The sequence below is a fragment of the Rhizobium sp. LC145 genome, from assembly GCF_001005825.1.
GTDB lineage: Bacteria > Pseudomonadota > Alphaproteobacteria > Rhizobiales > Rhizobiaceae > Neorhizobium.
In genome coordinates this window covers 19,087-44,118 of the sequence record NZ_LBHV01000017.1, presented here as the reverse complement: position 1 = coordinate 44,118, position 25,032 = coordinate 19,087, and the positions used below count along the sequence as shown (strand labels likewise).

Annotated in this window: 22 protein-coding genes and 1 pseudogene; 11 read left to right on the top strand and 12 right to left on the bottom strand. The window is 59.4% G+C overall.

The window, feature by feature from the left end; all coding sequences use genetic code 11:
* Positions 1-36: 36 nt before the first annotated feature.
* From YH62_RS27360 to YH62_RS27335, 6 genes are all read left to right on the top strand, one after another.
* Positions 37-1,611, top strand: coding sequence for an ABC transporter substrate-binding protein (locus tag YH62_RS27360; protein WP_046797488.1), 1,575 nt, complete (start codon positions 37-39; stop codon positions 1,609-1,611).
* A 4-nt stretch (positions 1,612-1,615) separates the two neighbouring features.
* A complete protein-coding gene (locus YH62_RS27355; RefSeq protein WP_046797487.1) occupies positions 1,616-2,569 on the top strand; it encodes an ABC transporter permease in 954 nt (317 codons plus the stop codon).
* A complete protein-coding gene (locus YH62_RS27350) occupies positions 2,566-3,381 on the top strand; it encodes an ABC transporter permease (protein WP_137326803.1) in 816 nt (271 codons plus the stop codon). Before YH62_RS27355 ends, YH62_RS27350 begins: the two co-directional genes overlap by 4 nt.
* The gene (locus YH62_RS27345) at positions 3,381-4,988 is read left to right on the top strand and encodes an ABC transporter ATP-binding protein (protein WP_046797486.1); all 1,608 of its coding nucleotides are present in this window, start codon (positions 3,381-3,383) and stop codon (positions 4,986-4,988) included. Before YH62_RS27350 ends, YH62_RS27345 begins: the two co-directional genes overlap by 1 nt.
* A gap of 30 nt (positions 4,989-5,018) precedes the next feature.
* Positions 5,019-6,443, top strand: a complete 1,425-nt coding sequence (locus YH62_RS27340) for a M20 family metallopeptidase (protein WP_046797502.1) — start codon at positions 5,019-5,021, stop codon at positions 6,441-6,443.
* 62 nt (positions 6,444-6,505) lie between these two features.
* Positions 6,506-7,834: an aminotransferase class III-fold pyridoxal phosphate-dependent enzyme gene (locus tag YH62_RS27335; protein ID WP_046797485.1), complete on the top strand. Its 1,329-nt coding sequence runs from the start codon at positions 6,506-6,508 to the stop codon at positions 7,832-7,834.
* A 79-nt stretch (positions 7,835-7,913) separates the two neighbouring features.
* On the opposite strand, the gene YH62_RS27330 is transcribed toward YH62_RS27335, so the two are convergent.
* Together YH62_RS27330 and YH62_RS27325 are read right to left on the bottom strand one after the other, a co-directional pair.
* Positions 7,914-8,336 carry a type II toxin-antitoxin system VapC family toxin gene (locus YH62_RS27330; RefSeq protein WP_046797484.1) on the bottom strand — a complete coding sequence of 141 codons (423 nt, stop codon included), beginning with the start codon at positions 8,334-8,336 and terminating at the stop codon, positions 7,914-7,916.
* A complete protein-coding gene (locus YH62_RS27325; RefSeq protein WP_046797483.1) occupies positions 8,333-8,587 on the bottom strand; it encodes a type II toxin-antitoxin system Phd/YefM family antitoxin in 255 nt (84 codons plus the stop codon). Before YH62_RS27325 ends, YH62_RS27330 begins: the two co-directional genes overlap by 4 nt.
* A gap of 279 nt (positions 8,588-8,866) precedes the next feature.
* Here YH62_RS27325 and YH62_RS30355 point away from each other — a divergent pair, with 279 nt between their 5' ends.
* The gene (locus YH62_RS30355; RefSeq protein WP_046797482.1) at positions 8,867-9,151 is read left to right on the top strand and encodes a hypothetical protein; all 285 of its coding nucleotides are present in this window, start codon (positions 8,867-8,869) and stop codon (positions 9,149-9,151) included.
* Positions 9,152-9,318: 167 nt separating this feature from the next.
* Here the strand turns inward: YH62_RS30355 and YH62_RS27315 are convergent, their stop codons facing one another.
* The 4 genes from YH62_RS27315 to YH62_RS27300 all read right to left on the bottom strand — a co-directional run bounded on the left by YH62_RS27315 (position 9,319) and on the right by YH62_RS27300 (position 13,393).
* Positions 9,319-10,296, bottom strand: coding sequence for an aliphatic sulfonate ABC transporter substrate-binding protein (locus tag YH62_RS27315; protein ID WP_046797481.1), 978 nt, complete (start codon positions 10,294-10,296; stop codon positions 9,319-9,321).
* Between the two features lie 40 nt (positions 10,297-10,336).
* A complete protein-coding gene (locus YH62_RS27310) occupies positions 10,337-11,107 on the bottom strand; it encodes an ABC transporter ATP-binding protein (protein WP_046797480.1) in 771 nt (256 codons plus the stop codon).
* Positions 11,104-11,859, bottom strand: coding sequence for an ABC transporter permease (locus YH62_RS27305; RefSeq protein WP_046797479.1), 756 nt, complete (start codon positions 11,857-11,859; stop codon positions 11,104-11,106). Before YH62_RS27305 ends, YH62_RS27310 begins: the two co-directional genes overlap by 4 nt.
* Positions 11,860-11,956: 97 nt before the next feature.
* Positions 11,957-13,393 (bottom strand): sulfatase-like hydrolase/transferase, encoded by a 1,437-nt coding sequence (locus YH62_RS27300; RefSeq protein WP_046797478.1) that lies wholly within the window; start codon positions 13,391-13,393, stop codon positions 11,957-11,959.
* A 60-nt stretch (positions 13,394-13,453) separates the two neighbouring features.
* Between YH62_RS27300 and YH62_RS27295 the strand changes: the two genes are divergently transcribed.
* On the top strand, positions 13,454-14,581 hold the full coding sequence (locus YH62_RS27295; RefSeq protein WP_245282225.1) for a LacI family DNA-binding transcriptional regulator: 1,128 nt from the start codon (positions 13,454-13,456) through the stop codon (positions 14,579-14,581).
* 167 nt (positions 14,582-14,748) lie between these two features.
* On the top strand, positions 14,749-16,536 hold the full coding sequence (locus YH62_RS27290) for a chloride channel protein (RefSeq protein WP_046797476.1): 1,788 nt from the start codon (positions 14,749-14,751) through the stop codon (positions 16,534-16,536).
* An 81-nt stretch (positions 16,537-16,617) separates the two neighbouring features.
* Here YH62_RS27290 and YH62_RS27285 read toward each other — a convergent pair whose 3' ends face one another.
* Positions 16,618-18,114, bottom strand: a complete 1,497-nt coding sequence (locus YH62_RS27285) for a sulfatase-like hydrolase/transferase (RefSeq protein WP_046797475.1) — start codon at positions 18,112-18,114, stop codon at positions 16,618-16,620.
* A 42-nt stretch (positions 18,115-18,156) separates the two neighbouring features.
* Entirely contained in the window at positions 18,157-19,164 is a 1,008-nt protein-coding gene (locus tag YH62_RS27280; RefSeq protein ID WP_245282224.1) for a LacI family DNA-binding transcriptional regulator, read from the bottom strand.
* A 205-nt stretch (positions 19,165-19,369) separates the two neighbouring features.
* Here YH62_RS27280 and YH62_RS27275 point away from each other — a divergent pair, with 205 nt between their 5' ends.
* Entirely contained in the window at positions 19,370-20,041 is a 672-nt protein-coding gene (locus YH62_RS27275; RefSeq protein WP_046797473.1) for an SDR family oxidoreductase, read from the top strand.
* 34 nt (positions 20,042-20,075) lie between these two features.
* Here YH62_RS27275 and YH62_RS27270 read toward each other — a convergent pair whose 3' ends face one another.
* From YH62_RS27270 to YH62_RS27260, 3 genes and pseudogenes are all read right to left on the bottom strand, one after another.
* The gene (locus YH62_RS27270) at positions 20,076-21,035 is read right to left on the bottom strand and encodes a formylglycine-generating enzyme family protein (RefSeq protein ID WP_046797472.1); all 960 of its coding nucleotides are present in this window, start codon (positions 21,033-21,035) and stop codon (positions 20,076-20,078) included.
* A gap of 17 nt (positions 21,036-21,052) precedes the next feature.
* A complete protein-coding gene (locus YH62_RS27265) occupies positions 21,053-21,409 on the bottom strand; it encodes a hypothetical protein (RefSeq protein WP_046797471.1) in 357 nt (118 codons plus the stop codon).
* Between the two features lie 351 nt (positions 21,410-21,760).
* Positions 21,761-22,478: pseudogene (locus tag YH62_RS27260) on the bottom strand (NAD(P)(+) transhydrogenase (Re/Si-specific) subunit beta); the annotation flags it as partial.
* A 98-nt stretch (positions 22,479-22,576) separates the two neighbouring features.
* On the opposite strand from YH62_RS27260, the gene YH62_RS27255 reads away from it, so the two are divergent.
* Complete coding sequence (locus YH62_RS27255) at positions 22,577-24,070, top strand: hypothetical protein (RefSeq protein WP_245282223.1); 1,494 nt, start codon at positions 22,577-22,579, stop codon at positions 24,068-24,070.
* Between the two features lie 16 nt (positions 24,071-24,086).
* Here the strand turns inward: YH62_RS27255 and YH62_RS27250 are convergent, their stop codons facing one another.
* On the bottom strand, positions 24,087-25,013 hold the full coding sequence (locus tag YH62_RS27250; RefSeq protein ID WP_046797469.1) for a family 16 glycosylhydrolase: 927 nt from the start codon (positions 25,011-25,013) through the stop codon (positions 24,087-24,089).
* Positions 25,014-25,032: the final 19 nt, after the last annotated feature.

Sequence of the window (25,032 nt, the reverse complement as noted above, 5' to 3'; positions counted from 1 at the left end):
GAAGAACCAATAAGGGAACAAAAACGGGAGCTTCTGATGAAATACGCTAATCTGCTGAGAATGACGGCAACGACAGCGCTGCTTGCTACGGCAGCGGCGGAGACCTCGGTCGCGCAGGAAACGTCGACGATGCGCGTGCGCATCAATGCGGACATCCGCTCGACGGATCCGGGCGTCAACCGAGACGCCAACAGCGACGCGGTCGTCCTACATATGGTCGAAGGCCTCGTCGGGTATCGCGACGACGCATCGGTCGCTCCCCTGCTGGCGAAATCGATCGACATGTCGGCCGACGGCAAGACCTATACGTTCAAGCTGCGCGACGGGCTGAAGTTCAGCAACGGCGAGCCGCTGACATCGGCGGACGTGCTGAGCTCCTGGCAACGCTACACCGATCCGAAGACGGCATGGCGCTGCCTGAAAGACGTGACCGGCTCCGGCGTCGCCAATGTCACGAACGTGGCAGCACCCGATGCATCGACCGTGGTCTTTACCCTGGAAAAACCGACCGCTCTCTTCCTGGCGACGCTCGCCCGCACCGATTGCGGCGGCACGGGCATCTACCACAAGAGCTCGCTCGACGCCGAAGGCAAATGGGTGAAGCCGATCGGAACCGGCCCCTTCATGCTTCAGGAGTGGCGCAGCGGCCAGTATGTGCAGCTCGCGGCCAACCCCAACTATATCTCCCCCGGCGGAGAGCGGACCGGCTATGTCGGCGACAAGACGCCGAAGATCGATGCCGTGCGCTTCATGATCGTTCCGGACGACGCTGCCGCCAAGGCCGCGCTCTATTCCGGCGACATCGACGTCATTGCAGACGTCAACAATGCCGATATCGAGGAACTGACCGGAAACGAGCAGATAAAGGTCGACAAGACGGCCGCCATGGGCCTGACCGCCCTGCTGTTTCAAACCCGCGATCCTTTGCTGAAGGACGTCAGGATCCGCAAGGCCGTGCTTCTGTCGCTTGATCTTCCGCAGATCGCAGAGGCGCTGACGAATGGTCAGGCACCGGCGAGCGCCTCCGTCGTTCCGGGGCCGAGCCCTTATTCCGGCGCAGCCCAAAAGGAGGTGCCGGCGCGCAATGTCGAAGAAGCCAAGAAGCTTCTCGCGGACGCTGGCTACAACGGCCAGCCGATCAAATGGCTCACGACCAAGCACTATCCGTCGCTCTTTGACGCCGCAGTACTCGTCCAGGCCATGGCGCAGGAAGCCGGGATCAATATCGAGGTGGAAACGCTCGACTGGGCGACCCTGCTCGACCGGTATACGACCGGCAATTACAGCGCGATGTCGTTTACCTATTCCGCGCGCCTCGATCCTTCGCTCTCCTATGACATGGTCAGCGGCAACAAGGACAAGAGCCCCAACAAGGTCTGGGACAATCCGGAAGGCCTCGAGCTGATCGCCGAAAGCACGACGATCACCGACCAGGCTCAGCGCCAGGCCATTTTCGACAAGCTCGAGGGCATGATCCGCGAAGACGTACCGCTGATCCCGCTTTATTCCGGCACGCGTATCGGTGCTGTGCGCTCCAATGTGGAAGGCTACAAGACCTGGCCGGTCGGTTATGCGCGCATGTGGGGCGTGTCCTTCGCTCCAGGTAACTGAGCCCATGCATGCCCTTTCGAAGTATATCGCGAAGCGTCTGTTATGGACGCTTCCGACACTGCTCATCGTGGCCGTGATGGTGTTCTTCCTGGTCCGGATGATTCCCGGCGACCCCGCTCAGCTCATCCTGGGCGATGGGGCAAGCCCGGAAGAAGTCGCCAGCCTGCGCACCGATCTCGGCCTCGACCAGCCGGTTCCGGTCCAGTTCGTCTATTGGCTCGGCAACGTCATTCAAGGTGATCTCGGCCAATCGATCTCCAATGGCGCCGCCGTGCTGCCGTTGATGCTGGACCGTTTTCAGGTCAGCGCCACCATCGTCCTGGTGGCCGTGGGGCTCGCGACCCTTATTGCCATCCCCGCCGGCCTGATTGCCGCCTGGCGGCAGAACGATCATGTCGACATCGCCGTCGTCGCCGTATCGACGCTTTTAATGTCGGTCCCGAGCTTCTGGCTCGGTCTCGTCCTTCTGCTGGCCTTCGGGCTGAAGCTCGGCTGGCTGCCCGTGGTCGGCTTCGTGCCCTTTACCGAAAATCCCTGGACCGCGATCACCTATGTCATCCTGCCCGTCGTGACGCTTATGCTGATCGAGGTCGGCGTGCTTACTCGCATGATGCGCGCCAGCGCCATCGAAATCCTGCGGCTGGAATATGTCATGCATGCCCGCGCCAAAGGGCTATCGGAGCGCAAGGTCCTGCTGCGCCATGTGCTGCCCAACGCCTTTGCGCCCACCTGGACGATGATCGGCCTCGTTCTCGGCGGTCTTCTCGGCGGCATCGCGGTGCTGGAAACCGTCTTTACCCTGCCCGGCCTCGGACGTCTTCTCGTCGATGCGATCTTCGCGCGCGACTATCCGGTGGTGCAGGGATGCCTGCTGTTCACGGCCGTCATCTACGTGATTGTCAATCTGATCGTCGATCTCTGCTATCCCCTGTTCGATCCGCGGGTCACCGCCTCATGATCAGGCAACCGGCAAACATGATCATCGGCTCCATCCTGCTGATCTTCATCGGCGGCATGGCGCTTCTCGCCCTCATCTGGACGCCCTATGACCCGGCGGCGATCAAGCTCGTCGCCCGTCTCAAGCCACCATCGCCGGACTACTGGCTGGGTACGGACGAATTCGGTCGCGACGTCGTTTCCCGCCTCATGGCAGGCGCGTCGCAGAGCATGATCGTCGCGGTTCTGACCGTCGCCCTGGCGATCACCGTCGGGACGATCACCGGCCTCATCGCCGGCTATACGCGCGGGCTGGTCGACAGGATATTGATGGTCTTCAGTGATGCGCTGCTGGCCTTTCCCGGCACCCTGCTCGCTCTCGGCCTGATGGTGATCTCCGGCCCGAACAAATACGGCATCATCCTGGCACTCGGGATCGCCTATTCGCCATCCGTCCTGCGTGTCGTCCGCGCCAGCGTCCTGTCGGCCAGGGAACGGGAGTATGTCGAGGCGTCGCGCGTCATCGGCAATTCCGAAGCCGCCACGATGTTTTTCCATGTCCTGCCGAATTGCATTGCGCCGATCGTGGTGCTCGCGACCTCGATGTTCGGTTGGGTCGTCCTGGCGGAAAGCGGCTTGAGCTTCCTCGGTCTCGGAGTGCCGCCACCGGCGCCGACCTGGGGCAACATGCTGTCGGCAGCCCGGACTTATATCGAGAAGGCGCCCTGGCTCGGACTTGCCCCCGGCATCTGCATCTCGATGACGCTGCTCGGCATCAATCTGCTCGGCGACGCGCTGCGTGATCGCTTCGACCCGAGAATGGAGCAACGGTGATGAGCGCTGAAAATTCCTCTCCGCTTCTGAGCGTCCGCGGTCTTCGCGTCGCGACCTTGAACGGCCTGCCGATCCTGGACGATGTGTCCTTCGACGTCGAAGCTGGCAGCATCGTCGCGCTGGTCGGGGAAAGCGGCAGTGGCAAGACAGTTGCCGCCCGCGCCTCGATGCGGCTCCTGCCCAAGGCGATCAAGCCGATCTCGGGCGAGATCCTGTTTGAAGGACGCGACGTTCTGAAGATGTCGGAAAGCGGAATCCGCAAGGTTCGCGGCGCCGAGATCGGCATGGTCTTCCAGGAACCAATGGTATCGCTCAATCCGGCGATGACGATCGGTGCGCAGCTTGTCGAAGGGCTGCGGCTCCACGAAAAGCTCAGCGTCGAGGCAGGCCTCGCGCGCGCCACCGAGATGCTCGAGCGGGTGAAGATCCCGGACCCTCAGGCTTGTCTTTCCGCCTATCCACACCAGTTCTCCGGCGGCATGCGCCAGCGCATCATGCTCGCCTCCGTGATGCTGCTGAGGCCGAAACTCCTGATCGCCGACGAGCCGACCACCGCGCTCGACACGCTGACCCAGCGCGAGGTCCTGGAGGTCATGGTCGACCTCACACGCACCTTCGGCACCGCGGTCCTGCTGATCACCCACAATCTCGGCCTCGTTGCACAGTATGCGAAAAAGGTGATTGTTCTCGAGCGTGGCAAGCTGATCGAAGCCGGATCGGTCGAAGACGTTCTCTATCGGCCGAAGGAGCAGTATACCCGCACGCTGATCGACGCTTTGCCGAAGCGCGACCACGACCGCAAGCCTCCCATCGCCGCAGCGCCGCTCATCGAGGGGCGTAATGTCGAGGTCACCTTCTCCGGCGCCGGCAACATGTTCAGCACGGCACAGAAGAAACTCGCCGTCAGGGGTGTTTCGCTCAGCGTGCAGCCCGGCGAGGTGGTCGCCGTCGTCGGGGGCTCCGGTTCCGGCAAGACGACGCTTGGGCGCGCAATGCTTGGCCTGCTTCCGCTCTCTGGCGGCGACGTGCTTTTCCGCAACCAATCGATGGCCTCCGCCGACAAGGCTGCCGCGCGGGACTACCGCCTACAGTGCCAGCTCGTGTTTCAAGATCCCTACTCCTCCCTCGATCCACGCCAGAAGATCGAGGAGATCGTGGGCGAGCCTCTGGCGCATGGCCCCAAGCTCGGCCGCGCCGAAAGGGCCGAGCGGGTGAAGGAAATCCTGAACGAGGTCGGACTGACCGGGCTCGGCGGACGCTATCCGCATGCCCTGTCGGGTGGCCAGAGGCAGCGCGTGGCGATCGCCCGCGCCGTCATCCGCAATCCCGCCTTCGTCGTCGCGGACGAGCCGGTCTCCGCGCTCGACATGACGATCCAGAAACAGGTCCTTGATCTCTTCCGCAAGCTACAGGAAACCCACGGTTTTGCCTGCCTGTTCATATCGCACGACCTCGGCGCCGTCTCGCGCATCGCCGATCGGATCGTCGTTATGGAGCAGGGGCTGATCGTTGAGGAAGGTAGCGTCGGCCAGGTGCTGGATCACCCGAAACATTCCTACACGCAGGCTCTCCTGGAGGCGACACCGACCTTGGGTATCGCCGCCTAGCGATCAAATATCTGGAAAACCGAGTGCATGATGAAGAACTCCGAATCCGTCTGGGCCATTGTCGACGAAAAGAGCCCGGCTTTCTTCGAACTCAGCGACCGCGTCTGGGATATGCCGGAGATCAATTACGAGGAATTCCGCTCCTGCGCCGAACATCTGCGCCTCCTGGAGGCGGAGGGTTTCCGCATCGAGCGCAATATCGCCCGCATTCCGACTGCGATCATGGGAGAGGCCGGTGAAGGCGGCCCGGTGATCGCGATCTTGGGTGAATACGACGCCTTGCCCGGCCTCAGCCAGGAAGCCGGTGTCGCCGAACAACGACCGATCGTTGCCGGCGGACATGGCCACGGATGCGGCCATAACTTGCTGGGCTCGGGCTCGATGCTCGCAGCCGCGGCCGTCAAGGATTATCTTGCCGAAAACGGCCTGAAGGGACGCGTGCGCTATTACGGATGCCCGGCGGAGGAAGGCGGCTCCTCGAAGGGCTTCATGGTACGCGCCGGCGTCTTCGATGATGTCGATATCGCGATCTCCTGGCATCCGGCCGCCTTCAGCGGGGTCAACAACCCGATCTCGCTCGCCTGCAGCGAAATGAACTTCCACTTTTCCGGCCGCGCCTCGCACGCTGCGGCAACACCGCACCTTGGACGAAGCGCGCTCGATGCTGTCGAGCTGATGAATGTCGGCGTGAACTTCCTACGCGAACACATGCCGACCACCGCCCGCATTCACTATGCGATTACCGATACCGGCGGATCGGCGCCCAATGTCGTGCAGGCCAATGCCACGGTGCGTTACCTCGTCCGTGCACGAACGCTTCCCGAACTCCTCGCATTGGTTGCCCGGGTAAAGCGTGTTGCGGAGGGTGCTGCCTGGATGACCGAAACGACCATGCGCCAGGAAATCATTTCCGGCGACGCCAACCTGATGGGCAACGAGCCGCTGGAGGCGTGCATGCACGCGCAGCTCGAGCGCCTCGGCCCCGCTATCTTCAGCGAGGACGACAAGGCGACGGCCCGGAAATTCCAGGCGACCTTAACGCCCGAAGACATCGCTTCGTCCTATGCGCGCTTCCATCTCAAACCGAAGAAGGACGAACCGCTCTGCGATCTCATCGTGCCGCTTTACGCCGGCGATGGATCGATGGTCGGTTCCACCGATGTCGGCAGCGTGAGCTGGGTCGTGCCGACCGTGCAGATGCGCGGCGCGACCTACGCGATCGGCACGCCTGGCCATTCGTGGCAACTCGTTGCCCAGGGCAAGCTGCCGGCCGCTCACAAGGGCATGGCTCATGCCGCGAAGGCCATGGCGGGAACCGCGGTAGAACTCTTCCTCGATCCGGCGCTCATCGAGGCGGCCAAGGCCGACCATAGAAACCGCCTCGACGGCAATCCCTTCGTCAATCCAATCCCTGACGACGTGATGCCTCCGAGACCAATCACGGCCGGCGCATAGGCCGCAGGCTCGACCTTGCGGCATCGAAACTGACAACCACCTGAAAGACGGCAAGGCTTCTCATGGACACGCAGCAGCAACTCAATGCCAATTCGCTCGAATCCTACTGGATGCCGTTCACGGTCAACCGCGACTTCAAGAAGAAGCCCCAGATCGTGACCGGCGCCTCCGGCATGTACTACCACACGAACGATGGCCATAAACTGCTCGATGGCATTGCCGGCCTCTGGTGCGTGAATGCCGGACACGGACATCCGAAGATCGTCGAAGCGATCCAGAAGCAGGCGGCTCAGCTGGATTTCGCCTCGTCCTTCGGGATCGGCCACCCTCGCGCCTTCGAATATGCCAATCGCCTGACATCCATCGCGCCCGAAGGGCTCGACCACGTCTTCTTCACCAATTCCGGGTCCGAGGCCACAGATACGGCGTTGAAACTCGCCCTCGCCTATCACCACGCCTGCGGGCAAGGCCAGCGCCAGCGCATCATCGGCCGCCAGCGCGGCTATCACGGCGTCGGTTTCGGCGGCCTCTCGGCGGCCGGCATGGGGCCGCACAAGAAGCAGTTCGGCATGCTTCTACCGGGTGCCGCTCACATGCCCCATACCCATGATCCGGTGCGTAATGCCTTCAGCCGCGGCCAGCCGGGTCATGGCGTCGAGATCGCCGACGCCCTGGAACACATGCTGCAAACCTATGATCCGTCAACCGTCGCGGCCGTTATCGTCGAGCCGGTCGCTGGCTCCACCGGCGTGCTCATCCCTCCGGTGGGTTATCTCGAGCGGCTGAGAGAGATCTGCACGCGGCACGGCATCCTGCTGATCTTCGACGAGGTCGTCACTGGTTTCGGTCGCCTCGGCCGCCCGTTCGCGGCCGACCGTTTCGCCGTCACGCCCGATCTCATCGCGATCGCCAAGGGCATGACCAATGGCGCGGTGCCTATGGGAGGCGTGCTAGCATCAAACGGGATTTACGAGACGCTCATGCAAAACACCGCGCAGGGCGCTGTCGAGTTTTCGCATGGCTATACCTATTCGGGGCATCCCCTCGCCTCGGCCGCAGCGCTGGCGGCGCTGGATGTCTATCTCGGCGAGGGCGTGTTCGAGCATGCGGCATCGATCGAGCCGATCTGGCAGGAGCGGACACACGCGCTCAAGGGCCTTCCCGGCATTGTCGACATACGCAACCTCGGCCTTCTCGCGGGCATCGAGCTGAGCAAGGACGCCGCCACCGGCAAGGCGATGGCCAGAAAGGTCTACGACTATTGTTTCGAGCAAGGCGTATTGATACGACCGGTCGCCAATACAATCGTCCTTTCTCCGCCGCTTATCATCTCCGAGGCGGAAATCGACACGCTGTTTTCGGCGATCACCGATGGCCTGAAAACGCTCTAACCGTTCGGCTCACTTTGCGGTAACAGAGCTTGCAAATATACCAGGCAGATCCTTCTGTATCCAAGCAGAGGTGAGGTAGTCAGCCTTGCCAAGGATCGACCAGAACGACGCCAGTACCCTCGAAATCCCTAATATTGCGCGTTGCTACGGTCATGTCGTGAACCAGAGCAGTCGCCGCAATCAGTGCGTCCGCCTCGTTGCGCCGGTCGGGAATGTGAAGGTGCGCACAACGGGTAGCGACCGCATCATCAACCGGTAGGATGCGGCCGGCGAATTCCGGGCGTACACGGCTGTCTAGCCACGACCGCAACCGAGCGCCCTGTGCGGAATCCCGACGCTGCAAGCCAAGTACCCCCCGCTCCAACTCAAGAATCGTGATGACCGAAAGGAAGAAGCGCGCTGCATCTTCTTTTCCGATCCACGCTACCACGTTGGCATCGGCTTTTCCGTCACCGATCTTGCGCAGTTCGAAAATGACGTTGGTATCCAAAAGATAATTCAATCCAGATCCACTTCGCGCGGTCTGATTTCAGGACGGTGCAGCTTGAGATCAATCTCTGAGAGTCCAGGCATAACGAGAGCTTCGACAAGATTACGGTGCTTGCCGGTCAAGCGTTCATATTCATCATAGGTCATTAGGACATGGGAAGGCTTACCGCGATCCGTGATGATAACCGGGCCGCTTTTTGCTGCCTTCTTGGCGCTGCTGACGTCATGGTTCAGCTCTCGGCTGGAAAGGGTCACAATGTTCACAGCACGTCTCCATGTAGGTAACTACCTACATATGGCATGAAACAAACAAATAACAAGCCAGAGGTGATATGGCGTTCAAAGAACGAGCAGCAGTCTATCTCGTATTCCTGGCGTACATCAGCGCCGCGACGAAGGCCCGTACCAGGCTCGCCTTCTGCATGTCGGGACGAAACAGGAGATAGTTCTTGAAATAGACCGAGGCTCCAACGGCCGCAAGGCAACTCCGCGGTCTTCGAAGACATCGACGGCAAGGCGCTGGATGTCTATCTCGGCGAGGGCGTGTTCGAGCATGCGGCATCGATCGAGCCGATCTGGCAGGAGCGGACACACGCGCTCAAGGGCCTTCCCGGCATTGTCGACATACGCAACCTCGGCCTTCTCGCGGGCATCGAGCTGAGCGAGGACGCCGCCACCGGCAAGGCGATGGCCAAGAAGGTCTATGACTACTGTTTCGAGCAAGGCGTATTGATACGACCGGTCGCAATACAATCGTCCTTTCTCCGCCGCTTATCATCTCCGAGGCAGAAATCGACACGCTGTTTTCGGCGATCACCGATGGCCTGAAAATGTTCTAACCCCTAGGCTCACTTTGCGGCAACAGAGTTTGCGAGGCGGGCCTTCTGTATGTCGGTCCACCCTTGCCGCCGAACACAACAAGAAGGCCAGCAGAAGTTTACCAAGCAAGCTGCCTCTTCGGGTGGCCGGCCGGTTCCCGCCGGCCGGTTTGATGGTCAGGCGTTCACGAAGAGATCACCCATATAGATCTGCTCGGGCGGCAGCGGGGTCTGAACGGTGCCGAACTCTTGGAACATCTTGTTGAAATCGGCCAACCACTTATTGACGGTACCATCCTGCGTGAAAGCATCCAGTTCCTTAGCAGTCAGCATCTTGCGGCTGCGAGCAACCTTTTCGGTCGCATCGGCGGGAGCGTTGAGAAAGGCCGTGGTGATCTCGATGGAGCGATCAAGGTTTGCCGCGCGATAGTCCATCGCCTTTTTCATGATGCGCAGGAATATCTTCACCAGTTCCGGGTTCTGCTCGACGATTTCGTTGCGCGCAACAAAGGTGTTGATAAACGAGGTTTGCGGGAAGAAGTCCTGGTTGGAGGCCAGTTCCTTCATATCCGGGACACGTGGCTTGATCGTGTCAATCAACGGGTACCAGATACCCGCTCCGTCGATCTGTTTGGAGGTGAAGGCGGAGACAACCGTCGGCGGATCCATTGGAACCATCTGGATGTCATTGATCGTCATGCCCGCCCTGGTGAGCGCCATGCGCAAGATCATGTCACCGGACGTGCCCTGCGGAACCCCAACTTTTTTACCCTTCAGATCCTGAATGGAGGTGATTTCCCCCTGCGCGATCACCCGATCAGAAAAGCCGATATCATTGACCCCTATCACCTTGGCGCGGCCGCTGGCCGGCAACCAAAGGGCGCCGGGACCGATGGTGCCGAAATTCAGACTGCCGGCACCCATCGCCTGGATTTGGATTGGACCGTTGGTAAAGACTTTCACTGATGGCGTGATGCCTTCGGCTTCCCACAGCTTCTGGTCTTCAGCGATTGCCAGCACGCTCGCATTGGGGAAATCGGCGATGTAACCAATCGTCATGTCGGCGGATTGGGCAACTGCCTTTCCGCCGATTGAAAAGGCGCTGGCAGTCGCCACGGCCGCTGTCGTCCTCAGCAGATTTCGTCTCGTCAGCATGTTCAATTCCTCCTTTTGACAGCTGTTAGGGAGCAAAGGGTCAGGCCGCGGCGGGATGATAGACCGACCGCCAGACCTCGTTGCGCAAAGTCGTGAATTCCGGTGAAAGACGCATCTCTTCAGTGCGCGGATAAGGCAGATCGACCGGGACGATTTTATGAAGCCTGCCCGGGCGAGCAGCCATGACCACGACCCGGCTGGCCAGATAGACGGCTTCATCAACATCATGGGTAATGAACATCACCGTGCGACGCTCTTTGCTCCATGTCGCAAGAAGCTGATCCTGTAACTGGACGCGTGTCAAAGCATCGAGCGCTCCAAATGGCTCGTCCATCAGCAGGATCTTCGGGTTGACGGCATAAGCTCGGGCAATCGCGCAACGCTGCTTCATCCCGCCGGACAGCGTTTTCGGCAGCGAATCCGCAAAGTCGCTTAAGCCTACGAGCTCGATGAAATGGTCGGCGATCTTCCGGCGCGCCGCTTTCGGGTGCCCTGATATCTGCAGACCGAACTCGACATTCTGGCGGACCGTCAGCCAAGGGAAAAGCGCATACTGTTGAAAGATCACGCCGCGTTCAGGCCCTGGGCCGCGCACGGGCACGTTGTCGACCAGAACCTCTCCAGAAGTCGGCCCTGTAAGTCCAGCGGCGATATTCATAGCGGTGGACTTGCCGCACCCGGACGGACCGACCACAGTGATGAACTCGCCTTCCTCGATATCGAGATTGAGCCCCTGGAGCGCGTTGAAGGACGCAGATCCGGCAATATTAAACGTCTTGGTAACGTTCTGAAACGAGATTTTCGTGCTCATAGTTTTTCCTGCCAGGCGGTCAGCACGCTATCGATCGCCATGACGATCCGATCCATGATGAGACCGAGAACGCCAATTGCGATGAGACTGACGAATATCGTCGGAAGGTCGTAATAGAGCTGCGCCTGCTGCATGCGAAAACCGAGGCCGGATTGCGCGGCGATCAGTTCGGCCGCCACAACCGTTGCCCAGGACGAACCAAGGCCGATACGCACGCCGACCATGATATAGGGCAATGACGCGGGAACGATGACCCTGCGGAAGATGGTGAAGTCATTGGCACCGAGCACACGGGCAGCGTTGATTAACGTCTTGTCCACGTTGACAACCCCCTGGTAGGTCGCAACGACGCTGGACAGAAAGGACGCCAGGAAGATGACGAAAACCTTCGGCGTTTCATCAATACCCATTGTGACGATCGCCAGGGGAATGATGGCGAGCGGCGGGATCGTGCGGAAGAACTGCACATAAGGTTCGATAATCGCCCGAGCGATGCGATACCAACCCATCAGGAAACCGACCGGTATCGCCACGGCAATTCCAAGCGCAAAGCCGGCAAACACCCGCCCCAGGCTGGCCAGTGCATCGGACCACAAAAGTCCGTTTTGGGCCTGCACAAGAGCCTGCCTTGCCACCGCCAACGGCGTGGGAAGGCCGACCACGCCCTGAACCGTTACGCCAGTCCAGAGCATGATTCCGACAACCACGGCCGCGATATTGATCGCCAGCATACCCACCGGTCGCGACAGCATAGAAGCCTGTTGCGCCGGCGAGGGTTTTTCTTCGGTTGTTGCGACTGACAAGGTCATGCCTCCCGCGAAAGCTTGTCCGTTTCTCGATCCCGATGGCTCACCGCGCATCCGCCATGACATCACGCGTCTTGAAGTTCGATTCAATCAGCCAGTCCCGCATGACGTCCAGAAGTTCTCGCTTTTGTTCGGCATGGGCCGGATCGCTCCAGAGATTTTTCACCTCCTGGGGATCGTTCCCCAGATCGAACAGCTGACCATCCTGCGAGCCCTTGAAATGCACGAGCTTCCATCTGGCGCTTCTGACCCCTGTCATGAACTCCACGCCGCCAGCCATCGCCACGTCGCCGATCTGCTCGCAAAAAACATGGCTGCGTGGTGTCCATTCTCCCCCTTCCAAAGCCGGCTTTAGGCTTTTTGCCTCAAACGAACCCGGCGGCGTGATACCGGCATATTCGAGAATGGTCGGACCGAGATCAAAAAGCTGGCAAAGACCGTCGATGGAACGTCCGCCCTCGAATCGTCCCGCGGTCGACCAGATGACGGTCGGCACACGTGTGACGATGTCATACATGGACCACTTCTGGATCAGGCCGTGCTCGCCAAGGCATTCACCATGGTCGGACGTGAAGATGATGATCGCATCTTCCAGGTAGCCGCGCGCCTTAAGCGCCTCGAGCAACTCGCCGATCTTCTCGTCGATCAGCGTGACATTGCCGAGATAATGGGCCCACAGCCGCTGTAACTGCTCGGGGGTCGGATCAAGGCTCCATACGACGGAGTCATGATCGACCTCGACATCGTGCTTGCGCTTGTCTTTCAGCTCCTGATGAAGCGACTGCAGTTCCTCCTTCGTCGGCTGCGGCAGCGGCAGATCGTTGCGCCTCAAATAAGGCTCGGAATAGCGGGCCGGCGGATCGAATGGCGGATGCGGCCCGGGGAAGCCCACCTGTAGGAATAGCGGCTCGGTGGGCGGATAGGTGTTGACCCACCACTTGGCCATATTGCCGACGAAGGCATCGGAGTGCAGATCCTCTGGCAACTCCCAATCAAAAGCACCGAGGCGCTTGGCGTAATCATCGCGCTCGCGGTAGGTTTCGCGCTGCTGCTTGACAAGACCGTTGGCAGCAAGCGCCTTGTCCCACTCGTCGAAATACCAGCGGCCCTCCATGTATCGGTCCTTGTTTTCCACGACATAGCGTTCATGAAAACCAGAATCCGAATTGTATGGGATCGTGTGCATCTTGCCGACATTGACACAGCGATAACCAGCTTCGCGAAGCTGCTCGACCCACGTCCGCTGCCATTTCTGGCCATTGGCTAGAACGCCGGTTGTGTGTGGGTAATAGCCGGTGAACAGGCTGGCACGTGAGGGAACGCAGCTTGGCGCCGTGATATGGCAATTGGTCAGCGCCACGCCCTTCTCGACAAGCGCGTCGATATTGGGTGTCACCGCATATGGAAATCCAAGCGCTGCAATCGAATCGTAACGCTGCTGATCAGTCATGATCAAAATAATATTTGGCCTTTCAGCCATATGTCCTGCTCCTCCGCGGCGCGAGTTTTCCGGACTCGCTCATCAGGCGAAAGACCGGTATTGCAGCCTCTTTCGCTTGCCTCACATCCGAAACGATGGCACAAAGTTAACGGTAACGCAACGATCACTTTGCCAAAATATAGGCCCAAAATGGATACGGAAATTACCGACAAGGGGGCGCGGTCAGTCCCTACCCTCGCCTCGATCGCGGAGCGGGTAGGCGTTTCGGTCAATACCGTCTCGCGGGCTCTGCGCGCACCCCACACCGTTCGCCCCGAGCTGCGTCAGCGCATCAACGCGGCCATGGAGGAGTTGAATTACGTGCCCAACCGGCTCGCCGGTGGGCTCTCCGGCACGAGATCGGATATTGTCGGCGTCGTCGTGACTTCACTCTATTATTCAGAATTCGCCAGCATCATCGATACGCTGCAATCCGCGCTTCTAGAGCGCGACCTGCAGGTCATGTTGGCGAACACCCGGTACAATGCCGATCAGGAATTGAAGCTTGTGCGATCCATCCTGAGTTGGCGTCCAGCTGCAATTGCCATTATCGGTGTCGATCATCCTCCAAAAGTCGTCGAACTCCTCAAGGCCTCAGCTATCCCGATCATCGAAATGTGGGACACGGATGGCGAGGTGATCGACACTGCTGTCGGCTTCGATCATACGCGCGTCGGCGCCGCGCAGGCGGACCACCTGATCGCCGCGGGCTATCGGCGGATTGCTTTTATCGGCAGCGTTCGCGAGAACGACAGGCGCGCCCAGAAACGTTTGAGCGGATTGGAAATCGCCGCTGCGGCAGCCGGCCTGCCCGAAGTTGTAAAGCACACGGCACAACAGGGCGGAAGCCCCGCACTCGGGGAACGACTAGCGTTCGAACTGATCGAAGGCCATCCGGAAATAGACGCGATTGCCTGCAACAGCGATGTCGTGGCATTTGGCGCCCTGCGTGCGTTGAAGACGCTCGGCAAGCGTGTGCCGGACGACATTGGCGTGATTGCGTTTGGCGACAACGAAGCAGCCGGTTGCGTTACCCCGCCGCTGACGACTGTACGTCCGGACCGGGAACGTATCGGCAAGCTGACCGCCGAGGCGATCCTGGCACGCATCAACGGGGCAGAACCATGTACGACCATCGTCGAGTGGGAACTCGTCGCCCGCGAAAGCACTCATAAGAAGAATGCCTAGACTTCCGCGACGTCGACCGTATTTCACATCGGTACCCCTTTCGACATCGCCGACGAAATCAAAGGGGAATACGATGTGCAAATAATCGTTTCCCGAAGCCCCTGCTAATGGGGCGGCGATCCCCGCTGAACCTTCGCAGGTACCATCAATCCAATTGTGCTGCACAAATGCATTCCGCCACGATTTCCACATTCCTCCATGCCATTCGAGTACGCTTTAAGCTCTTCAAGAAGAAGGCTCTCGCGCGAGGTAGCGAGATCGGGCTGATCGCCTGCGCCGCACTGGTCGGAGTCGCTTCGGGCTGCGTGGTAAGCGGCATGAGCTGGATCTCGAAAGCTCTGCATCACCTGATCTTCGGCATATCCGATGGCGAGTGGCTGAGTGCCGCCTCAATCGACAACCAGCTTCTGGTTTTCGCCGCACCGATCGCGGGCGGCATTATCATGGGTATCGTTTTCCTGCTGCTCCAAAGAAGGCGTAACCGGCCGATCGTCGACCCGATCGAGGCGAATGCGCTCTACGGTGGCCGTATATCCCTGACCGACAGTATTATCGTTGCCGTCCAGAATCTCGTGTCCAACGGTTTTGGCGCATCGGTTGGCCTGGAAGCCGGCTATACCCAGCTATCCTCGGGCATTGCATCGAAGATCGGCGGCAAGCTGAATTTCCGAAGGGAAGATCTTCGTATCCTTGTCGGCTGCGGCGCCGCCGGCGCCATCGCGGCCGCCTTCAATGCGCCGCTGACCGGTGCCTTTTATGCGTTCGAACTGATCATCGGCACATACAGCACCGTTGCGCTTGCGCCGGTCGTGGTCGCTGCCATTTTAGCCACCTTCGTCGCCAGGGCACTTTCCGGTGATACATTCCTGATCGAGGTCGGCGAGATCGGCCTTGTCGCGCCGGGCGACTTCCTGCCGGCGATCCTGCTCGGTGCCCTGTGCGCAATGATAGGGATCGCTATCATGAAGGGGGTAGCCTTCACCGAGCAGTTGGCGCGCAAGAGCTCCATCCCTCCAGCACTACGCCCGGCACTTGGCGGTATCGTCGTCGGTCTGCTGGCAATGATCACCCCGCAGGTTCTGTCAGCCGGCCATGGCGCGCTGCATCTGAATCTCGACACGCAAAACAGCCTCATAGCGCTCGCGATGATTTTCCTGCTGAAAGCAACGGCATCGGCCGTGTCGATCGGTTCAGGCTTTCGTGGCGGTCTCTTTTTCGCCTCCCTTTTCATGGGCGCATTACTTGGCAAAATCTTCGCTTTCCCCGTCGATTCCATCATGAGCGGTTCACTGACGCCGACTGTCTATGCCGTCGTCGGCATGAGTTCGCTTGCGGTTGCGCTGATCGGCGGGCCATTGACAATGACATTCCTTGCCCTGGAAATCACCGGAGACTTCCCCATTACCGCGCTGGTGCTTGCGGCGACCATCAGCTCCTCGGTCGTGGTAAGGACCACATTCGGCTACTCCTTCGCCACGTGGCGCTTCCACTTGCGCGGCGAAAGCATACGCAGCGCGCACGACATCGGCTGGATAAGCAATCTGACGGTCGACAAGCTGATGCGGCCGGATGTCAAAAAGGCAAATGCGAATCTCTCGCTCCAGCAGTTCCGCGAGGCTTTTCCCCTCGGCTCGACCCAAAGAGCAATCATCGTCGATGACGATGATCGTTATGTCGGCATCGTCCTCGTTGCGGAAGTATATGGCGCGGAAGTCACCGTTCAGGAGGCGACGCTTGAGAAGTTCATTCGCTATCGCAACGAGTTCCTCCAGCCGCGGATGAATGCCAAGCAGGCCGCCGCAATCTTTGACAAAACACGCAGTGATGCGCTGGCAGTCGTCAACAATCTTATCGAGCGCCGGGTCATAGGCCAGTTGAGCGAGGCTCACACCTTGAGACGATATAGCGAGGAACTGGATCGGCGGCGGCGCGAAGCGGTGGGTGAGGCCATCTGAGCGACCCTTCCCGAGCTTCAATTCGTTCTTCATTTGCCAACAAGACAGTACTGGCCTGTCCTGGCAGCTCTCTTCATAAACTCATTCGCCGCCCTGCCGGGCGTTGCTGACTGGCGTGCGCCCCGAATTTGCGCCCAGTTTGACACTCGCCAGCGTCCAGCTCTGCGTTTTGAGCGAGCTTCTGATCCGCCATTTCAAAATTTCCGAGATGAGTTCTTGCCTGGTCGCCTGATGCGCCGGATCGTCCCAGAGGTTGTCGATCTCTCTCGGATCGCAGTCCATGTCGAATAATTGCCCTTCGTCGCTGTCGACGAAATGCACGAGCTTGTAGCGATGGCTGCGGATCATCGTCATGAATTCGGTACCGCTTAAAATCCGGTCGCCGGCATGCTCCGAAAACACGAACTTTCGCGGCTCGCACTCCTCGCCACTAAGGTAAGGCAGCAGCGATCGCGCTTCCATCCAAACCGGGACCGGCAGGCCGGCAAGCTCCAGAATGGTCGGTGCGAAATCGAAGAGCGATACCAGATCGTCGACCATCCTGCCCTCTACCACGCGGCCGGGAGACCAGACGATGGCAGGCACCCGAACGCTCTGCTCGTACATCGACCATTTCTGACTCTGGCCATGGTCGTTGAGACTGTCGCCATGATCGGACGTGAAGATGAAGATCGTGTCCTCGAGCACGCCGCGCCGCTCGACTGCCTCTATCAGCTTCGCCATTTGGGCATCGATCATTGAGACATTCGCAAAATAATGCTGCCGCTGGCGCCGCAGCTGTTCTTTGGTCGGATGCGCAAGATGCACGACGGCGTCGTGATCGACCGCCAGATGCTGCTCACGCAGCTTCTGGAGCGCAGACGGCTGCGCTGCTATATCTTCCTCGCTCAAGATCGGCTCAGGCAGATCGGCATCGGCGTACAGATCGAGATATTCCTGCGTCGGGTCGTAAGGCGGATGCGGCCCCGGAATGCCGATCTGCAAGAAGAACGGTTCCTGGCCGGAATAGGAATCAACCCACATCCGAGCGAGCTGGGGCACAAAATTGTCCGAATGGAGATCTTCGGGGAGCGGCCAGACGAACGCACCGAGCGAGGATCGGTAATCCTCCCGCCGGCGATAGGTGACGCGGCTCGGCTTTTCTAAACCGCGTGTCCAGATCGCCTTGTCCCACTGGTCGAGAAAAAACGGCAGGCGAGCCGTCGCGCGATCCTTGTTTTCCACCACATGCCGTTCGTGAAAGCCGAAGGAATCCTCGAAAGGAGATGTATGCATCTTACCGACGTTGACGCAGCGGTAACCGGATTCGGCGAGCTGCTGCACCCAGCTGAACGCCCAGGGCTCGTCATTGCGAAAAACCCCATTGGTATGCGGATAAACGCCTGTGAAGAGACTCGCGCGCGACGGCGCGCAGGAGGGCGAGGTCACGTAGGTCTTGCGAAAATACGTGCCTTCTCTGACCATGCGGTCGAAGGTTGGCGTCTTCATATAGGGGAACCCACCGGCAGCGATCGTGTCGAAACGCTGCTGATCCGTTATGACGAAGATGATGTTGGGGCGTTTTTGGGGTTTTGCCATCTATTTCCTCGCGCCTAAGGCTTCAAACATCGCCACATCCAATTAACCGGAGGCACGCACGATATGTTCGAAGCCAAGATTGATTGATACGGGGGCTCCTTCACCCTGAAACCTCTCCAGCAGAAGCTCGCCCGCCCGCCTGCCGATCTCCCGATCCGGAGGGCGGACAGAGCTCAGCGAAGGTGATGAGGTAGCCGCAAAGTCGAAATCTCCATAACCACAGAGCTTCACGTCATCGGGGACACGAATACCAAGCCGGCCAGCTTCGAAGAGCGCTCCCAAACAAAGCATGTCATTGGAAAAGAAGATGGCCTGCGGACGTTCCGGTCGCCCCATCAAGTCCGCGAACGCCGTAGCACCTCCCTTCGACGATGCCCGCTCGGACAGAGCGAATTCCTCCAGGTGAAGCCCCGCCTCGTGCACGGCCTCGCGAAAGCCCACGGCGCGATCCGCCGCCCTGTGGTCGCCCGGCAATGCCACCAATGCAAGCCCGAGACGGCCGATATCGAGATCCGCGAAATGGCGCCCAATGCGACGCCCCACATCGCGGTGCGAGAAACCGATATTACTGTCGATCGCGCCTTCCAGATATTCACCGACTTCCACCACCGGCAGGCCGTCCTCGACCAGCAGGCGCAGCGTGCCGCGGGAGTGGTGCCGGCCAACCAGCACAATGCCGGCAGGCGACCAGGAGAGCAACGATTTGACGAGTTCTTCCTCGCGTTCGAGGACGTAATCGCTGGATGACACCATGATCTGATAGCCGCGGCGGTTAAGGACGCCACCCAGCTCTTCCAGCATCAAGGCGAAAACCGAGTTGTTGAGAGTCGGCACGACCACCGCCACCGTCTTGCTGCGGGCCGCCGCAAGGCTGCCCGCCATCACGTTCGGGACATAGGCGAGCGATCGCGCCGCTTCCGCGATCCGCAGCCTGATCTTCTCGGAAACGGCATCCGGCTCGTTATATGAGCGCGAAACGGTGGTGACCGATACGCCCGCCATGCGCGCGACATCGGCCATTTTCGGACGGCGGGATATGGCTTTTCTCATGCACCCTTCACGTTACAGATGGTAGCGTTTTCATAACTGATGATGAGATGTAAATTGCTGAAATGTCAAATTTTAAATTGCATCTTGACGTTCTCTCGGAAACGATACTAATCTGCTTTCTCGCGAAGCCCGAGCAAATCGGAAATTCACGTCGTTTGGCGGCGCTCAGACGCGCATCCCAAAATGTTCTTGAACTGGAAAACCCATGGCAACCGTCCTGATTACCGGCTGCGACCGCGGCCTGGGCGAAGAGTTCGCCCTTCAATATGCAGCAAGAGGCGATCGCGTGATCGCCACCTGCCTTGACCCTGAAGAGCTTCTTGCCAAGCATGACTTCGGCTCGAACGTCGAGGTGATGAAACTCGACGTCACCGATACGGACAGCGTTTTGGAATTGGCGAACGACCTACGCTCCGAGAGGATAGACATCCTACTCAACAATGCCGGCATCCCGGGCCCTCATTTTTCCCTTTGCGATACCGATCTTGATCTCTGGCGGCGGATGCTCGAGGTGAACCTTATCGGCGCCTTCGTCGTCTCCAGAGCGTTCATCGAGCATGTGGCGTGGAGTGATCTAAAGGTAATCGCCTTCGTTTCCAGCCGCATGGGTTCGATCGGCCTCAACAATACCGGCATTTCCTACGCATATCGATCAAGCAAGGCGGGCTTGAACATGATCATGAAGAGCTTCGCGATCGATCTCGCGCCGCGACAGATCTGCGTACTCGGCATTCATCCCGGAAATGTTGCGGTTGCAGGCGATGTCGGTCTGACGGTTTCCGCAAGCGTCTCCCGCATGCGGGAAGTCATTGCCGAAGCCGGTCCTCACCAGACCGGTACATTCTACAATTACAACGGTCAGATTCTTCCCTGGTGATGGCGATGCAAGCCTGCCTCCGCCCTATCCTCGGTCACATACCGGAATTGCGGCTCGCATCGGGACGGGCATCATAGGCGATACGAAAGCCGGTATTGCTGGAGGCACTATCTGGCGACAGGCCCATGCGGGCAGCAATCCGATATCGATAGCAATAGCTCTTGTGGCAAAGGAACGAGCCACCCTTGAGCACCCTGTCGCTATTTTTCCTCGCCTGCTCGTTTCGCATCTTCGCCTGGCGCGACAGCGATCTCACGCGGAATGGCTCGCTCGCCCATTCCCACACATTGCCGCATAGATTATAAAAACCATCATCGGTAGGCTTGAAGCTGCGCGCTGGCGCAGTACCGAAAAAGCCATCCACCAGCGTGTTCTCGCGAGGGAAACGACCTTGCCAGATATTGCAGAAAACCTTCTCGTCCGTGGGCTCTTCGTCGCCCCAGGGATAGCGCCGGCGACGGTTGCCGCCTCTGGCCGCATGCTCCCATTCAGCCTCCGTCGGAAGTCGGCCTCCGACCCAGGCGGCGAACGCCATGGCGTCATTCCATGAAACCTGGGTCACTGGATGGTCCATACGATCCTCGATGGAACTCCCAGGACCCTCTGGCGCATTCCAGATCGCGCCGTGAACGCGCGCCCACCAAGGCGTGCCCGCGACATTTTCCGCCACGCGCATTTCGTCCTGCAGAAGGCCGGCAAATACTGCGCTATAGCCGAACTTCTCCGCTTCCGTGATGTATCCCGTAGCCTCGACGAACTCTGCGAAGCGTGAGACTGTGACAGTTTCAGATTCAAGGAAGAAGTCGTTGACGGTAACTTTGCGTTCCGGGCCTTCGCCATCGGTTGCAAGGGCCGGATCGTTGGTTCCGACGAAGGTTTCGCCGCCTTTGACGGCGATCACCTTGCCGGCTTTGCCCCGCGATGAAATCTTCGCAGTTTTCTCCGCCCCTTCACTTCCATTGTTTCGGCTGATTGCCGAACAGCATCCGCTCATTATATCTCCGAACTTTTTCATTCCGGCGAACTGTGCTTACAAGAGCTACTTGCCGCTGTCGAAAAGCATTCGAGATGGAACATGTGCGAGCCGCCACGCGGCGTTGATGCCAGGGCTTCCATCTCGCGCAACTCCTTTCGCGGCAGGCGGTCGTGGGTCGCAGGTTCGATGCAGAACACGTTTATCCCTTCGTGAGCATTGCGCAAGGTCTGCAGGAAAGGCAATTTCCGTCCGTCATACTTCAGGCGGAAGCGAGCGCCGCCATCGGCTGCCGCCGCAAACCCGACCTCCCACGCCGCCGCACCGGACGGTCGGGTCTTGATCTTGTCCTCCGCCAGGCAATCCCTGGAAATATCCTGGCCGTTGAGGCTCACCCTGCTTACCGGCGTCCCTAAGCCTGTTCCCGCCGATCAAGGTCATGCTGAAATTCCTCAGGGAAGTGACCAAACCGGCTACACGTTCCAATGCTGTTCTCACGCTGCCGTAAATGGTGAAGGCAACTCCCTGCTCTTGAGCGGAATGAACCACCGACCCGCGCCTTAGATTCGCTAAGCGATTGAAAATCCGATGACTTGATTTAAGCGAAGCGTTGGCTGCGGCGTAAGCCTCTATTATGGAACTTCAATTCGTCGAGGCGGCGCACTAGTGCGCAAATTCGGTTCTTTACAATGAAGCGACACCGGCCGGAGCAAGCTTCGGCGAGAATGGAGTCTCATCCGGCCAGGTCAGCCAATCTTTGGTAGCAAATCTGAGATCGATTTCTTCGCATCACCATAGAACATGCGGGTGTTGTCCTTGTAGAACAACGGGTTCTCGATGCCGAAATAGCCGGTGCCCTGGCCGCGCTTGGACACGAACACCTGCTTGGCCTTGCAGACCATGAGCATCGGCATGCCGGCGACCGGCGAGTTGGGGGCTTCCTGGGGCAGCCGGATTGACGATGTCGTTCGAGCCGATGACGATCACGACATCCGTATTCGGGAAGTCGCTGTTGATCTCATGCATCTCAAGCACGATGTCGTATGACACTTTCGCCTCGGCGAGCAACACGTTCATATGGCCAGGCAGACGACCGGCGACTGGATGGATGGCGAACGCACTGTCTTGCCGTCCGCACGCAGCTTGCGCGTCAGCTCGGAAACGGCCTGTTGCGCCTGTGCCACCGCCATGCCGTAACACGGGACAATGATGACGCTGTCGGCATCGTTCAGCGCTGCCGCGACACCTTCAGCGTCGATTGCGACCTGCTCACCCTCGAGTTCCATGGCCGAACCTGTCGTGCCGGCCGAAACCGCCGAGGATGACTGAAACGAAGGAGCGGTTCATGGCCTTGCACATGATGTAGGACAGGATCGCACCCGAGGAGCCGACCAGCGCGCCCGTGACGATCAAGAGATCGTTGCCGAGGGTAAAGCCGATCGCTGCAGCCGCCCAGCCGGAATAGAGCATCCCTCGGACCTCAAGCCGCATCCTGTCTGTTGTCAGCACGTGCATACCGCGGAAAGCCGCTTGCATTTATTCTCCCGATCAAGAAACTGCTGTTGTTCGTCTGGAACAAGCAACGACCGAAAAGACGCGAGTATTACTGCCGAAAGAATGCTGATCCACTAAATCGGCCGAATGGGTGGCGCATGAGCCTGGAACCGATCGGGATTTTCACCCTTGTTCTCGGACTTTATTGTCTGTTTGCAAGTCGTAATGCCACCGTCGTCGCGTTTATCACCCTCACCGTCTTCGGTGCCGCGGGGGCCATACTGGCAGGCTCGGCGAACATCCAGCCTGCCCACCTGTTTCTCGCCTTTCTGGCCGTCGCCACCTTCTCTTTTCGAACGAATTTTTCGGTCGCCATCAGAGCGCTCAACTTTCCCCAGCCGGCCTTCTGGCTGGCCTGCCTCGTGGTCTACGGTATAGCATCGGGTTTCTTCGCACCCCGCCTGCTTGCAAGAATGTCGGAGATCATCCCGCTCGGCGCCTCGGAATATCCTTCCACCGGCAGCACGGTTCCCCTGGGGCCGGTCTCCAGCAATTTCACGCAGGCGGTCTATCTCGCCGCTGACCTCCTCACCTTTCTTCTGATGATTGCCATCGGCTCTACGAAGGCGGGGTTCAAGGCGATCACGATAGGGATCATCTCGTTCAGCTTCGCCAATGCGCTGTTCGGGATCCTCGATCTGGTGACGTATGGCACCGGCGCCCAGGATATCTTCCTGTTCATTCGAAACGCCCAATACACATTCCACCACGATGACGTCGTGGCGGGCGTCAAGCGCATCGTCGGATCATGGCCGGAAGCATCGGCCTTCGCCGGGATGACTCTCGGAGCAATCGGCTTTTGCGGAACGATGTGGTTGTGCGGCCGATATCACCGATGGACTGGCGCTCTCTTCCTGCTCTCGCTTATCCTGATGGTGCGTTCGACCTCATCTACGGGGCTGCTCGCGCTCCCGATATGTTTCCTCATCCTGTATGTAACAGCCGTCATGCGCTCCGGCGGCCGCTCTGGAACCTGGAGCAGTTCCGGTGTCGTGCTGTTTGTCCCCCCTCTCCTCCTCCTGGGCTTGCTGATCATCGTGCTCAACGATGAACTCTACCGGAGGATCTACGACTATATCGATCTCCTCCTGCTGAGTAAGACCACGTCATCGTCTGCAGCTGAGCGCGGAGCATGGAACTTCCACGGATACCAGAACTTCCTGGATTCTTACGGGTGGGGTGTAGGCCTGGGTACGTCGCGTACCTCGAGTTTCGTGATCGCCCTCCTTTCCAATGTCGGCGTGCCGGGGACCGTCTTCTTTCTGCTATTTGCTTTCACCACGTTCTTCAAACGGCGAGGAATTCCCCGCAGCATGACGTCGGACGTGCGGCTTGCAGCACGCAATGCATGCGGTAGCCTAATGATCGGCGCGCTGGTCGCAGGTCCGACCGTCGATCTCGGCTTGATGTTTTTCATCCTGGCAGGTGTGGTGGCCGCCCAGCCCGAAACGGAGGACGTACGCGGGTCACTGCCTCAACATGCCTCTCTTGCGGCGACTTGAATGGCATGGGGTCAGATCAGGCATAGACCTGAAAATAGTCGACCCGCATGTGGGTGGAGGCGTCTTCGCCGCGAAGTGGTTGCGGAAACGGAACGTCGGTCCGCAAGGCCAGCGTCAGAAGCGGCCAGAAGACGTCCTTGTTTTCATTCATTTCGGCCGAGCGCGTGATCGTCCACTTGGCGGGCATCCCGGTCTTGGTGTCTATGACCGGACGTCGCTCGAAATAGGGCGTGCAATCCGTATCGGTGATCAGCACCCCATAGCGGTGATAAGCCTGCGTCACATCGAGAGGCGTCTGCACTCCCGTCCCCTCATGGTGCTCACCCGGCTGACCCCATTCATGCAGATAGGTGCCATAGGTGGTGAGTTCCCAGCCCTTATGCTCCACGACGTCGATCTCGATGCTTGTTTGCGGCTGCAGGATGCTGCGCCCATTCATTAACCAGAACGCCGGCCAGGTGAGAGGGTGCTTGGGAAACAACATTCTCGCTTCGAGATAACCCCGCCGCCAGCCGGTGATGATTGTTCCGTCACGTCTGGCGGTCTGGATGTTTCCCGAAATCCATTGAAATTCCGGGTGTACGTTGCCGTAATAGCTCGGAACGTCCATGGCGCGGCCGACAAATGTCGCACTGATCTGGAGAGCCTTGCCGCCGGTCGCATCCGAATCATCGACGATGGAGTATGGATTGACCCCCTCCTCCCCGACACTCCTTGCAAAGGCCGAACGTCCGTAAAAGCCCGTGTCGGAGGCAGTCGGCTTGGGTCCGGCGTTCCAGATCGACCAATCGAGCGTCTCGAACCGGTCTTCGAAGACGAGGGCACGGCCGACTGTCGGATCCTCGGGCTCGGTGGCCTCCGTTGACGAAGGTGTGAGCCCGGTCCCGAGATAGGCCATGGCCGAGCCGAAAACGAGATCACGACGGGTCATTCGGAAGCTCATGATGCACCTCCTATATTCT